Raw genomic sequence first — 11,842 nt, 5'->3', positions numbered from 1 at the left:
AGGATCGAGATGCGCCGACCGCTCTGGAAGCGGCTCGGCCCGATGGAGAAGGCAATCGCCGCCGGTATAGCGGCGATTGCGGCCGGCGGTTTGTTTCTGATCGCCGACGGCCTCTATATCAAGGCGAAGGCCAAACTCTCGCAGGTGCTACTCGAGCGGAGCTTCGCCGCGGAACTGGAGGGGGCGGACAATGTCCGCCCCTGGCCCTGGGCCGATTTCGTCACCGAGGCCGAAATCAGCGCGCCGCGACTGAAGCGCTCGGCCGTGGTCTTGTCCGGGGCAAGCGGCGAGACGCTGGCCTTCGGCCCGGGCTTGCTCGCCGGCACGCCACGCCCGGGTGAAGAGGGCACGGCCGTGATCGCCGCCCACCGCGACACCCATTTCGCCTGGCTGAAGGACGTCAGGGCGGGCGACCGTATCGAAGTCCTGAGGCGGGACGGCAAGCGACTGACCTTCATCGCCGGCAAGGCCCGCATCGCCCGGTGGGACGAAAGCGGCATCGATCCGCACGCCTTTGGCCACAACCTGGCACTTTCCACCTGCTGGCCTTTCGACGCGAAGGAACGCGGCCCGCTCCGCTACATCGTGGAGGCAAGCCTCGCTCCGGACAGTGAGGTTGCAGCGGGCATGCTTGGTTCGACCCGCATCAACTGACGCCCGATAACGTCTTCGGCATTGCCAAAGATGCACCCTTGTCATTCCGGACCGCCTTCCCAAATAGTCCGGTAACACCAAGGGAGGCATGAGATGGTGAGTTTGACCGGCAGGCAAGGCAGAGGGCGTCTCGGCGTTCCGTTCCTGGGGCTCCTCGCACTTGCCCTTGCCGCACCGCAGGCAGGGGCAGCCGATCGCGTCGCCTCCAAAAAGGTCGAACTGGAGGTTACCCCTGTTGCCAGTGGCCTCGAGCATCCCTGGTCCGTCGAGGTCCTACCCGACGGCGCCTATATCGTCACCGAGCGTCCGGGCCGCCTGCGGATCATCCGCGACGGCAAGGTCGGCGCGCCGGTGACCGGCCTGCCGGAACTCTTCGTCGGCGGACAGGGCGGCCTGCTCGACATCGCCCTGTCGCCGGGCTTTGCCAAGGACCGCAAATTCTATTTCACCGCCTCCGTCCCCGGCGACGGCGGACAGGGCACGGCCCTGTTCGCCGCCAGGCTTTCGTCCGACGAGAGAAAACTCGAAGACGTCACCCGCCTGTTCGCCATGAACCGCTTCACCGGCACCGGTCAGCATTTCGGTTCGCGTATCGCCATCGCCGGCGATGGCAGCCTCTTCTTCGGCATCGGAGAACGCGGCGAGATGGAACGCGCCCAGGATCCCCGGGACCATGCCGGTTCGATCCTGCATGTGACACCGGAGGGAAAACCCGCAGCCGGCAATCCCTTCGCCGATGGCACCCGCGGCGCACCGGAAATCTGGTCGATCGGGCATCGTAACCCGCAAGGCATCGTGATCGACAGCGCCGACGGCACCCTCTACACCGTTGAGCACGGTGCGCGCGGCGGCGACGAGATCAACGCACCCAAGGCAGGCGCCAATTATGGCTGGCCGGCCATCTCCTATGGCAAGCATTACAGCGGAGCGGAGATCGGCGTCGGCCAGTCCGCCGAAGGCTTCGAACAGCCGCTCCATTATTGGGACCCGTCGATCGCACCCGGCGCCATCGATGTCTATCACGGCGCCATGTTCCCCGAATGGGAGGGCGATTTCCTCGTCGCGGCGCTGAAATATGAACTTCTCGCGCGGATCGACCGGGACGAGGCCGGCGCGATCACCGGCGAGGAACGGCTTTTCGACGGTACCTATGGCCGCCTGCGCGACGTCAAGGTCGCACCCGACGGCTCGGTCCTGCTCCTCACCGACGAGGAAGACGGCGCCCTTCTCCGCATCACGCGCGCCGCCGCCCCCTGACGCCCTGGGGCGTACCGTCGCCGCTCCTCCCCGGCTTGTCGCCGATGATGCGAGCTGATACCGCTCCCTCCTCATTTCGACCGTTGGGGGGAACCGACAGACCATGAGCCGCATCCAGGCCAACCTTCTGCTGCTCCTCGCGGCCGCGATCTGGGGCGGCGGCTTCGTCGCACAATCGGAAGCGATGGAATGGATCGGCCCGAACTGGTTCAACGCTCTTAGATTCGCGCTCGCGATGGTCGCCGTCATTCCCTTTGCGCTCCGCGAGAGCCGGAAGGCTGCACGCGCCCTCACCATCCGCGACTACGGCTGGTTCGTGCTCGTCGGCGCCTCGCTGCTGCTCGGCCAGACCATGCAGCAGATCGGCATCCAGTCGACGACGGTGACCAATGCCAGCTTCCTGACCGGCCTCTATGTCGTCCTCGTCCCTGTCATCGCCGTCGTGGTGCTGCGCCGCCGCCCGCATTGGATCATCTGGCCGACGGCATTCCTGACGGTCTTCGGCATCCTGCTGCTGAACGGCGGTTCGCTCTCCGCGCTGAGCAAAGGCGATATCCTCATCATCGTCTGCGCTGTCTTTCTCGCGATCCAGATCACCGTCACCCCGATCGCGGTCCGGGCCAGCGGGCGTCCTCTCGCCCTTGCCGCCGTGCAGTTTGCCGTCTGCGCCGGGGGTGCAGGTCTGGCTGCAGTCGCCCTGGAGCCGATCAGCGTCACCGCGGTCAGCGCCGCACTACCGGAAATCCTTTATGCCGGCCTCTTCTCCTCCGGCGTCGCCTTCGTCCTGCAGATCATCGGCCAGCGCTACACGACCGCGCCCCAGGCGGCGATCTTCCTGTCCTCCGAGGCGCTTTTCGGTGCGCTTTTCGGTGCGGTCCTACTCGCCGAGACGCTACCGGTCATCGGCTATGTCGGCTGCGGACTGATATTTTCGGCCATGCTGCTCGTCGAAGTGGTACCGGAACTGACCAGGCGGCGGGTCGTAACCGCCTGAGAACGTATTTCCGAAATGTCGAAAATACGCCAACTTTTCCTAAAGGGGGAAGGCTGCGACCAAAAAACTATATCGCTGGCGATGCAAGTTTCATCTGAAAAAGCAAAATATTTCGCAACCAGCACTTTTACCGGTCATTTGGGCCATTCCCGATGCGGCGCAGCTGGCAGCCCTTAGAAAACTTTCGCTTGCCAATTCTTAATAAACCTAGCAATCTTCGCGCGTTCGGGCAATTTGCGAGCACGGGAAGACCTTATAATACAGCGCACCGGAGACGCTAGAAGTTCCGGGCAGCTCAGCGGGAACATTGGCAAGTACATCGCTTGTAGAACGTTGACCTGCGGCAACTGGGACCCTTTCCTCAAAAGTCGAAATGCCTGTCGAGCACCCGGTAACGGGTAACATTGCAATGCTGCCCCGCCGACACTGGGCAGAGAGAAAAGGACCTGACGCATGGCCGAGACTGGCACTGTAAAATTCTTCAATACCGACAAGGGCTTTGGCTTCATCAAGCCCGATAATGGCGGCGCTGATATCTTCGTTCACATTTCTGCCGTCCAGGCTTCCGGACTGCAGGGCCTCTCTGAAAACCAGAAGGTCAGCTACGACACGGAACCGGATCGTCGCGGCAAGGGCCCGAAGGCCGTCAACCTGCAGATCGCCGGCTGATCTTCGCAATTTGCTTCGGCATACGCATTGCGGCCCGGCAGGTATGCCGGGTTTTTTCGTTCAGCTTCGGTTCAGCCTGTGGCCCATATCCTGCCGCTATTGATCGTTAACAAACGTCAAAGACAATTGCAGGTCACAGGAAGGCAGAGCCATGATGAACTTCGCGAAATATTCCCTGCTCGCGGCAGCGCTCGTAGCAGCACCGCTCGGTGCGTCGACGCAGGCCCAGGCAGGTGACTACTATCGCCGTCACCACAACGACGATGCCCTCGCAGCAGGTGCGATCGGCCTCGCGGCCGGCCTCGTTACCGGCGCCGTGATCGCCAGCCAGCCTCGCACCGTCTATGTGGAGCCGGAACCCGAGCCGATGTATGTCGAGCCGGAGCCCGTCTATGTTGACGAATACCCGCCGGCACCGCGCCCGGTCTACCGTTCGGTCGGTGTCGAGCCGTGGACTGCCGAATGGTATGACTACTGCGCCGCCCGCTACCGCAGCTTCAACGCCCGCAACGGCACCTATGTCGGTTATGACGGCCGCGCGCATTTCTGCACCGCAGGCTGAACCGGCCCCAGTTCAACGATCCCGGAGAATGCGCCGCAAGCCGGCGCATTTTTCGTTTCTGTCCCCCTGTAGCGGAATCAGAGACCGCGCAGGAAGGGGTTGTTGCGGCGCTCCTCGCCGATCCGCCCACCCGGTCCATGCCCGCAGATGAAGCCGACATCGTCGCCGAGCGGCAAGACCTTGTCCCGGATCGAATCGAGCAACGTCTGGTGGTCGCCGCCGGGCAGGTCCGTTCGACCGATCGAGCCGTTGAACAGCACGTCGCCGACATGGGCGAAGTTCCGCGCACGGTTGAAGTAGATCACATGACCGGGTGCGTGGCCGGGGCAGTGCAGCACCTCGAAGGCATGTTCGCCGAAGGACACCGTATCCCCCTCCTCCAGCCAGCGATCCGGCATGGCATTGCGAACCTTCATCGGTACGTTGAACATCTTCGCCTGCTGTTCCAGGCCCTGCAACAGCGGCAGGTCGTCCTTGTGCGGGCCGACGATTTCAAGGCCCAGCGCCTCCTTGAGTTCTTCGGCACCCCCGGCATGGTCGAGATGTCCATGCGTGAGCCAGATTTCCTTCAGGGTGATGCCGTTTTCCTTGAGCGTCTGCAGGATCACTTCGACATCGCCACCCGGATCGACGATCACGCCTTCGCGGGTTTCGGTGTCGAACAGGATCGTGCAATTCTGCTGGAAGGGGGTCACCGGAATGATCCCGGCCTGCAACTGTCCCATGGAAGCTTTCCTCGTTTTCACGTGATCTGCGCATACCATGTCCCGATCCAAACTCAAATCGCGGTAGAACCCGCGCGAAACTGTGCGATCCCGGTAATTTCGTTGGAGTTTTTCCCCGTCTGCGCTTAGTTTTGCCGCAAAACGGGCGCCGGTTCGAAAGCCGTGTCGCGCCCAGGGTTCAGGATTTGCGGCAGCCTTGGCCGCGGCAGGCCGAGATGGCCGCCGCGGCATGGCGCCGAAGGGACGAGGAATTTGCACGTGGCTCGACAGTCGGCGGGTAAGGCTGCCAGGAAAGACATGCCGGAAATGCCGGTCGTCGACGACAAGACCATCGATTTCGAAACGATAGAACTGCTGTTCTTCGCCTATCGCGATTTCGTTTCCGACCCCGATGCGATCCTTGCCAAGATCGGGTACGGCCGCGCCCATCACCGCGTGGTCTATTTCGTCAGCCGGCGGCCGGGCATGACGGTCGCCGATCTTCTCAACATCCTGCAGATCACCAAGCAGAGCCTGGCCCGAGTCCTCAAGGAACTGATCGATTCCGGATACATCCGCCAGATGGCCGGCCCCGCCGATCGCCGCCAGCGCCGCCTCTATCCGACACTGGCCGGGCGCGAACTGGCGCTGGCTCTGTCCGAGCCCCAGTCCCGGCGCATCGAAAGAGCGCTCGACGGCTTCACGCCGGAAATGCGCGAGGGGGTCCGCAGGTTTCTCGAAGGCATGAGCCGGCCCGATCCGAGTGCGGCCACCGAACAGGCCGGAGGCGACTGAGATGGCGAGGAAGATCTTCATCCCCGACGACGCGCCCCACCTTCTCGTCGTCGATGACGACACCCGCATCCGCGACCTGCTTCATCGCTACCTGACCGAACAGGGTTTTCGCGTGACCGTTGCCGCGGACGCGGCCGAGGCGCGGCGCAAGCTCGAGGGTCTGCATTTCGACCTTCTCGTACTCGACGTGATGATGCCGGGCGAATCCGGCCTGTCGCTGACGCGGAGCCTTGCCGCCGATAAGGCGATCCCCGTCATCCTGCTGACGGCCCGGTCCGAAGCGGAATCGCGCATTGCCGGTCTCGAAGCCGGCGCCGACGACTATCTCGCCAAGCCCTTCGATCCCCGCGAACTGGTGCTGCGGATCAACAACATCCTGAAGCGCAACCTGAACACCGACCAGCCGAAGATCGAGCAGGTCATGTTCGGGCCGTATAGCTTCTCCATACTGCGCAAGGAACTGAAGCGAGGGCCGGAGGTCATCAAGCTCACCGACCGCGAACAGGAGATCATGATGCTGTTCGCGACGCGGGCGGGCGAGACCATTCCGCGGCACGAACTGATCGGCAACGACACCGAGGTCGGCGAACGGACCATCGACGTCCAGATCAACCGCCTGCGCCGCAAGATCGAGGACGATCCGGCCAATCCCGTGTGGCTTCAGACCGTCCGCGGCATCGGCTACCGCCTGAGCATGGACTGACCGACCGGCACGCAAGGGAAGCGAGCGACGATGACGCTGTTCGACAGCATACGCAGGGACCAGGATCGCTCCTTCGCGGGGCTCCGCAGCCTGCCGCGCTGGATCCGGCATCGGCTGCCGACCGGCCTCTACGCCCGCTCGCTGCTCATCATCATCCTCCCCATGCTGATCCTCCAGACGGTTCTCGCCTCGGTCTTCATGGAGCGGCACTGGCAGATGGTGACGCAACGTATGTCGGGCGCGGTCACGCGCGACATCGCCGCCATCATCGCGTTGATCGAGGCCTATCCCGGAGAGAAGGACCTCCAGAACGTCGTGCGCATCGCCCGCGAAAAGCTGAACATGACGATCTCGATGGACCCGGGCGGCGAACTTCCCGCAGCAAGGCCCAAACCCTTCTTCTCCATCCTCGACCAGATCCTCAGCGACCAGATCGAGGCCCAGATCGGCAAGCCCTTCTGGATCGACACCGTCGGCGATTCCCGGCTGGTCGAAATCCGCATCGCCCTTGGTGAGGGCGTGCTGCGCATCTACGCCCAGCGCAATTCGGCCTACGCCTCGAATACCCATATCTTCCTGCTGTGGATGGTGGGCACCTCGCTCGTTCTGATCGTCATATCGATCCTCTTCCTGCGCGGCCAGATCCGACCGATCCTGTCGCTCGCCCGGGCGGCAGAGAGCTTCGGCAAGGGTCAGAAGCCGCCCGAGGATTTCAGCCCGCGCGGGGCCGACGAGGTCCGACGCGCCGGTCTTGCCTTCATCCTGATGCGCGAGCGTATCGAACGGCAGATGGAACAGCGCACCGCCATGCTGACCGGCGTCAGCCATGACCTGCGAACCATCCTGACCCGTTTCAAGCTGCAGCTGGCGCTCGCCGGCGACATCCCGGATCTCGAAGTGCTGAACCAGGATGTCGACGACATGCAGAGCATGCTCGAAGGCTACATGGCCTTTGCCCGTGGCGAAGCGGAAGAAGATCTCGGCAAGCTGCGGCTCGGCGAACTCTTCGACAAGCTCAAGGCCGATTTCGACCTGCACGGCAAGTCGCTCACTTACAGCATCGAGGGCGACGAGGAGATCGCGGTGCGGCCGAACGCCTTCACCCGCCTCGTCACCAACCTCGCCTCCAACAGCCGCCGCTATGCCGACCGGCTGGAGATCGAGGCGAAGCACAGTGCCAAATGGCTGACCATCGTGCTCGACGATGACGGCCCGGGCATCCCGCCCGATTACCGCGACGACGTGTTCAAGCCGTTCTTCCGCCTGGACGAGGCACGCAACCTCGATGCCTCCGGCACCGGCCTCGGCCTGGCGATCGCCCGCGACATCGCCCGCAGTCACGGCGGCAATGTCACCCTGAGCGACAGCCCACTCGGCGGACTGCGGGCCACTATCCGCGTACCCGCCTGACCACGAACGACGGGAGAGGTTACAGATGTCCACCGACTGGAACGCGCTTTCCTGGCTCAATCCGCCGCCGCTCTCCGAGATCACGACGGACGGCCTGCGCCTTGTCACCGGCAGCGAAACCGATTTCTGGCAGCAGACCTACTACGGCTTCCACCGCGACAACGGTCATTTCCTGCACAGGTCCCGCGCCGGCGACTTTGCGGCCGAGACACGCTTTTCCGGCCGCTATGAGACGCTCTACGACCAGGCCGGCCTGATGATACGGCACGACGCGCGAAACTGGATGAAGTGCGGCATCGAATACACCGACGGACAATGCCACCTCAGCACGGTTGTGACGGTAGATGGCCGTTCCGACTGGTCGGCCTTCGCCCTGTCGGGGCCGATCTCGGCCCTGAACCTGAAGGCAAGCCGCCTCGGCGATGCGCTCTTCGTGCAATATCGCACGGGGCCGGCCCTGCCCTGGCAAATGGCCCGCCTCGCAGGCTTCCCGGCGGAATTCGATCATCTGGATGTCGGCGTGATGGCCTGCTCCCCGCAGCGCGCCGGCTTCGAGGCGGTATTCCATCATTTCACGCTGGGCGATCCGGAAAGCCGCGACATCCACTGACGCCACGGCGAAGCCGTCACATCATCTTCCGGCCGTTCGGAACGGCCTGCTCGACGGCAGCGAGCACGATGGCACCCTCGGCATCGGCGAAGCCGAGTGTCAGAACCTCGGAACGGAAGGGACCGATCTGGCGCGACGGAAAATTGACCACGCCGAGTACCTGCCGGCCAACGAGGCTCTCCGGGCTATAGTGCACCGTAATCTGCGCCGAAGACTTCTTGACGCCGATGTCCGGCCCGAAGTCGATCTTGATCTTGATGGCCGGCTTGCGGGCCTCGGGAAAAGGCTCGGCCTCGATCACCGTGCCGACCCGGATGTCCACCTTCTCGAAATCCGCATAGCTGATCTCTGGCTGAAGCGCGTCCTGCCCGCTCATCCGGCCAGTTCCTCGGCCCGCACACGAGCCGCCTCGATCGCCTTGTCGAACAGCGGCTGCATTCCGTCATCCGCCATCAGCACCGAAAGTGCCGCAGCCGTCGTACCGGCTGGCGATGTCACGTTCTGCCGAAGCCTGGAGGCAGCGTCGGGGGACTGGTGAAGCAATTCACCAGCCCCCGCGACAGTTTCCCGTGCGAGGCGCATGGCCAGGTCCGCCTGCAGGCCCGCTTTGCGGCCCGCCTCAGCCATGCACTCCACGAGATAAAAAACATATGCCGGCCCACTTCCAGAGACGGCCGTCACAGCATTGATCTGGTCTTCGCTGTCCAGCCATTCGACCGGCCCCGAAACCTTGAGAAGACGATGGACGATATCGCGCTGTTCGTCATTGACCGCCGGGTTGGCGAAGGCCCCGGTCACGCCGCGGCCGATCATCGCCGGCGTGTTCGGCATGGCGCGCACCATGGCTGCCTTGCCGAGATGGGTCTCCATGAAGGAAAGCGTCTTGCCGGCGGCAACGGAGACCACCACGGTATCGGGCCCGACGAGCGGCTTCAGCGGCGGCAGGACGGCTTCCATCACCTGCGGCTTGACCGCGAGGAACAGGATGCCCGCCTTGATGTCGGCCGGAACCTCCTTCGAATAGGTTGCTCCCGCCTCATTGATCTGCGCCATCATCGATGCCGACGGACCCGGATCGACAACGGTCACCGACGATCCAGGCACGCCGCTCTTCAACCAACCGGAGAGCATGGCACCGCCCATGTTCCCCGCCCCGACGAGCACCACATGCCCCATCGTCGTACTGCTCATGCTCAAGCTTCTCCGGCCGTTTCGAAAAGGACGGCGTCCATTGCGCTCTTGGCGTCCATCCCCGACCAAACCACGAATTGGAAGGCCTGGAAATAGGCTTCGCAGGCATCAACCGCGCTCGAAAGCAGAACCTCGACCTGACGGTTGGTCGGCTCGGCCCCGCCGGCAAGCAGCAGGGACTGCCGGAAGATCACCACGTCCTCGTTGCGCCACAGGTCGAAATGCCCCATCAGCACCTGGCCGTTGATGAACGAAAGCAGCCGGATGACTTCGTTGACGCGGCTTTCCGGGATCTTGAGGTCGAAAGCCGATGCAAGATGCAGCGCTTCGAACTCCTCCATCCACGAGAAGGACACCTGGTAGTCCGCCCAGCGGCCCTCGACCGTCATGGCGAGTTCGTCTTCGCCGGAACGTTCGAACGACCAGTCATTGTTCGAGGCCACGAATTCGATCATGTCGACCGGGTTGGACTGTCGTTCGAATTCCAATTGCATCAGGCTCATGCGGCACCTTCTTGACCGGGATGAATGCGATATTCGAGTGGGGACACCGAAAGACACAGACAAATTTACCGGGAACAACACTGGGAATGATTCCCTTTGGACCCCAGGGTACAACACTCACCCTGCCCGAAACTTGCGTAGGTCCGTTTCGAATCATCATTTAAAATCAGTGTATAATGGCGAAGACCAAGTACCAGCCCCCGGCCCGCGTTTTGGCCGACACGTCTGTGGACAGCAGTTGCGGCAGCACCTGTGCACAAGCTCATAAGCGACTCTGCCGATTGGCTTTTTTCGCGTGGCCGGCATGTGGAAAAATAACATGTATGAAGGACGGCCAAGTCACCGCCGCCGTCATCCGCACCGACGAAAATGGCCCGATACGGAACACCGCACCGGGCCATCAAAAATCCGTGGATTCGCGACCGCGAACCTTGTCAGGCGGATCGGCGGATCCGCCGCATCGGTTCAGGCGGACTTGCCCTTGGCTGCGAGCTTCGCTTCGAGCGCCTCGATACGCTTCAGCAGCGCGTCGTTCTCGTCGCGGGCCTTGATCGCCATTTCGCGCACGGCTTCGAACTCTTCGCGCTTCACGACATCCATGCTGTTCAGCCAGCGTTCCGCCTGCGAATGGAAGGCCGTTTCCATTTCCTTGCGCACGCCCTGAGCCGCGCCGGCCGCATCGGTCATCAGCTTGGCAAATTCGTCCATTATACGGTTCGGGCCCGTCGACATGGCTTTGACTCCTCTTGCGTTCGATCCCTGGACGGCGTCCTCGGTGCTGGAATTTGAGGTAGGCATTCGGCCCGGTCGTTGCAAGCGATTTTCACGCGGCATCTTTTCGCACGCGGCAGCGCGCGAGACGATTCCATCTTGACCGTGCCTTTTCGGAACGCCATTTTCCGGCTGCATCAAAGAAAGAGCAACCTTGCCGACTGCCGCCGAATTCCTTTCCATACTGACGTTTCCGGCGATCGATCCGGTGGCCGTTTCGATCGGCCCCCTGGCGATACACTGGTACGGCCTCGCCTATGTCGCCGGCATCATGCTGGGCTGGTTCATCGCCCGCCGCATGCTGCTGAAACCGGGCCTCTGGCCGAACGACGCCCCGCCCTGCACCGCCGCCCATCTCGACGACTTCCTTCTCTGGGTGGCGCTCGGCATCGTACTCGGCGGCCGCATCGGCTACATCCTGTTCTACGATTTCGCCTCCGTCGCCGCGAACCCGCTGCGCGCGATCGAGATCTGGAACGGCGGCATGTCCTTCCATGGCGGTTTCCTCGGTGCCACGCTGGCAATGGTCTTCTTCGCCCGCCGTCATGCGATCCCGCTGTGGAGCCTGTTCGACATCGTCGCGAGCGTCGCCCCGCTCGGTCTCCTGTTCGGGCGCATCGCCAACTTCATCAATGGTGAACTCTGGGGCCGCCCCTCGGATGTGCCGTGGGCCATGGCATTCCCGACCGGGGGTCCCTTTCCGCGCCATCCGAGCCAGCTCTATGAAGCCCTGCTCGAAGGCCTGGTGATTTTCGTCGTGCTGCAGATCGTCGGCCGGGTCTTCCGCGGTTTCCGCTCCCCCGGCCTGGTCACGGGCTGCTTCGTCAGCCTCTATGCCCTGGCGCGCATCACGGTCGAATTCTTCCGCGAACCCGATCCGCAGCTCGGCTACCTGGCCGGCGGCTGGTTGACCATGGGAATGGTCCTGTCATTGCCGATGCTGGCCGTCGGCCTGTGGGCTCTCGTGCGGGCACGCCGCACCGCCACGCAGCCCACCGGACGAGAATGAGGAGGCGCCC

15 protein-coding genes are annotated in these 11,842 nt (G+C 63.2%); 10 read left to right on the top strand and 5 right to left on the bottom strand.

Features of this window, described 5'->3' with window-relative positions:
* Positions 1 to 9 precede the first annotated feature (9 nt).
* From ACX93L_RS03585 to ACX93L_RS03565, 5 genes are all read left to right on the top strand, one after another.
* Positions 10 to 654: a class GN sortase gene (locus tag ACX93L_RS03585; protein ID WP_459404134.1), complete on the top strand. Its 645-nt coding sequence runs from the start codon at positions 10 to 12 to the stop codon at positions 652 to 654.
* A gap of 93 nt (positions 655 to 747) precedes the next feature.
* Positions 748 to 1,911, top strand: a complete 1,164-nt coding sequence (locus ACX93L_RS03580) for a PQQ-dependent sugar dehydrogenase (RefSeq protein ID WP_459403560.1) — start codon at positions 748 to 750, stop codon at positions 1,909 to 1,911.
* 103 nt (positions 1,912 to 2,014) lie between these two features.
* Positions 2,015 to 2,905, top strand: a complete 891-nt coding sequence (locus ACX93L_RS03575) for a DMT family transporter (protein ID WP_459403559.1) — start codon at positions 2,015 to 2,017, stop codon at positions 2,903 to 2,905.
* Positions 2,906 to 3,358: 453 nt separating this feature from the next.
* The gene (locus ACX93L_RS03570) at positions 3,359 to 3,574 is read left to right on the top strand and encodes a cold-shock protein (RefSeq protein WP_169586990.1); all 216 of its coding nucleotides are present in this window, start codon (positions 3,359 to 3,361) and stop codon (positions 3,572 to 3,574) included.
* Positions 3,575 to 3,725: 151 nt separating this feature from the next.
* Entirely contained in the window at positions 3,726 to 4,136 is a 411-nt protein-coding gene (locus ACX93L_RS03565) for a BA14K family protein (protein ID WP_459403558.1), read from the top strand.
* Between the two features lie 77 nt (positions 4,137 to 4,213).
* Here ACX93L_RS03565 and ACX93L_RS03560 read toward each other — a convergent pair whose 3' ends face one another.
* Positions 4,214 to 4,861: an MBL fold metallo-hydrolase gene (locus ACX93L_RS03560; protein WP_459403557.1), complete on the bottom strand. Its 648-nt coding sequence runs from the start codon at positions 4,859 to 4,861 to the stop codon at positions 4,214 to 4,216.
* Positions 4,862 to 5,119: 258 nt separating this feature from the next.
* Here ACX93L_RS03560 and ACX93L_RS03555 point away from each other — a divergent pair, with 258 nt between their 5' ends.
* Genes ACX93L_RS03555 through ACX93L_RS03540 form a run of 4 tightly spaced genes read left to right on the top strand, consistent with a single transcriptional unit; the run spans position 5,120 to position 8,358 of the window.
* Complete coding sequence (locus ACX93L_RS03555) at positions 5,120 to 5,635, top strand: MarR family winged helix-turn-helix transcriptional regulator (protein ID WP_459403556.1); 516 nt, start codon at positions 5,120 to 5,122, stop codon at positions 5,633 to 5,635.
* Position 5,636: 1 nt separating this feature from the next.
* Positions 5,637 to 6,338, top strand: a complete 702-nt coding sequence (locus ACX93L_RS03550) for a response regulator (RefSeq protein WP_169586982.1) — start codon at positions 5,637 to 5,639, stop codon at positions 6,336 to 6,338.
* A gap of 30 nt (positions 6,339 to 6,368) precedes the next feature.
* A complete protein-coding gene (locus tag ACX93L_RS03545) occupies positions 6,369 to 7,748 on the top strand; it encodes an ATP-binding protein (protein ID WP_169586980.1) in 1,380 nt (459 codons plus the stop codon).
* 25 nt (positions 7,749 to 7,773) lie between these two features.
* On the top strand, positions 7,774 to 8,358 hold the full coding sequence (locus tag ACX93L_RS03540) for a DUF1349 domain-containing protein (protein WP_459403555.1): 585 nt from the start codon (positions 7,774 to 7,776) through the stop codon (positions 8,356 to 8,358).
* Between the two features lie 16 nt (positions 8,359 to 8,374).
* Here ACX93L_RS03540 and ACX93L_RS03535 read toward each other — a convergent pair whose 3' ends face one another.
* The 4 genes from ACX93L_RS03535 to ACX93L_RS03520 all read right to left on the bottom strand — a co-directional run bounded on the left by ACX93L_RS03535 (position 8,375) and on the right by ACX93L_RS03520 (position 10,784).
* Positions 8,375 to 8,734, bottom strand: coding sequence for a tRNA-binding protein (locus ACX93L_RS03535; RefSeq protein WP_459403554.1), 360 nt, complete (start codon positions 8,732 to 8,734; stop codon positions 8,375 to 8,377).
* Positions 8,731 to 9,549, bottom strand: coding sequence for a pyrroline-5-carboxylate reductase (gene proC / locus ACX93L_RS03530; RefSeq protein WP_459403553.1), 819 nt, complete (start codon positions 9,547 to 9,549; stop codon positions 8,731 to 8,733). The genes ACX93L_RS03535 and proC overlap by 4 nt, the downstream gene beginning before the upstream one ends.
* Positions 9,550 to 9,551: 2 nt before the next feature.
* Complete coding sequence (locus ACX93L_RS03525) at positions 9,552 to 10,052, bottom strand: type III secretion system chaperone family protein (protein WP_169586973.1); 501 nt, start codon at positions 10,050 to 10,052, stop codon at positions 9,552 to 9,554.
* Between the two features lie 465 nt (positions 10,053 to 10,517).
* Positions 10,518 to 10,784, bottom strand: a complete 267-nt coding sequence (locus tag ACX93L_RS03520) for an accessory factor UbiK family protein (RefSeq protein ID WP_169586971.1) — start codon at positions 10,782 to 10,784, stop codon at positions 10,518 to 10,520.
* A 193-nt stretch (positions 10,785 to 10,977) separates the two neighbouring features.
* On the opposite strand from ACX93L_RS03520, the gene lgt reads away from it, so the two are divergent.
* On the top strand, positions 10,978 to 11,832 hold the full coding sequence (lgt, locus tag ACX93L_RS03515) for a prolipoprotein diacylglyceryl transferase (RefSeq protein WP_459403552.1): 855 nt from the start codon (positions 10,978 to 10,980) through the stop codon (positions 11,830 to 11,832).
* Positions 11,833 to 11,842: the final 10 nt, after the last annotated feature.

The organism is Rhizobium sp. CAU 1783, from assembly GCF_054551725.1.
This window is presented reverse-complemented; position numbering and strand designations above follow the sequence as displayed.

What these genes read in the sequence shown, in the direction of transcription:
- ACX93L_RS03540 (WP_459403555.1), top strand. Translation starts at nt 7,774, where the DNA reads ATGTCCACCGACTGGAACGCGCTTTCCTGGCTCAATCCGCCGCCGCTC.
- ACX93L_RS03585 (WP_459404134.1), top strand. Translation starts at nt 10, where the DNA reads ATGCGCCGACCGCTCTGGAAGCGGCTCGGCCCGATGGAGAAGGCAATC.
- ACX93L_RS03565 (WP_459403558.1), top strand. Translation starts at nt 3,726, where the DNA reads ATGATGAACTTCGCGAAATATTCCCTGCTCGCGGCAGCGCTCGTAGCA.
- ACX93L_RS03520 (WP_169586971.1), bottom strand. Translation starts at nt 10,784, where the DNA reads ATGTCGACGGGCCCGAACCGTATAATGGACGAATTTGCCAAGCTGATG.
- ACX93L_RS03560 (WP_459403557.1), bottom strand. Translation starts at nt 4,861, where the DNA reads ATGGGACAGTTGCAGGCCGGGATCATTCCGGTGACCCCCTTCCAGCAG.
- ACX93L_RS03575 (WP_459403559.1), top strand. Translation starts at nt 2,015, where the DNA reads ATGAGCCGCATCCAGGCCAACCTTCTGCTGCTCCTCGCGGCCGCGATC.
- ACX93L_RS03570 (WP_169586990.1), top strand. Translation starts at nt 3,359, where the DNA reads ATGGCCGAGACTGGCACTGTAAAATTCTTCAATACCGACAAGGGCTTT.
- ACX93L_RS03525 (WP_169586973.1), bottom strand. Translation starts at nt 10,052, where the DNA reads ATGAGCCTGATGCAATTGGAATTCGAACGACAGTCCAACCCGGTCGAC.
- ACX93L_RS03550 (WP_169586982.1), top strand. Translation starts at nt 5,637, where the DNA reads ATGGCGAGGAAGATCTTCATCCCCGACGACGCGCCCCACCTTCTCGTC.
- ACX93L_RS03580 (WP_459403560.1), top strand. Translation starts at nt 748, where the DNA reads ATGGTGAGTTTGACCGGCAGGCAAGGCAGAGGGCGTCTCGGCGTTCCG.
- ACX93L_RS03545 (WP_169586980.1), top strand. Translation starts at nt 6,369, where the DNA reads ATGACGCTGTTCGACAGCATACGCAGGGACCAGGATCGCTCCTTCGCG.
- proC (WP_459403553.1), bottom strand. Translation starts at nt 9,549, where the DNA reads ATGAGCAGTACGACGATGGGGCATGTGGTGCTCGTCGGGGCGGGGAAC.
- ACX93L_RS03535 (WP_459403554.1), bottom strand. Translation starts at nt 8,734, where the DNA reads ATGAGCGGGCAGGACGCGCTTCAGCCAGAGATCAGCTATGCGGATTTC.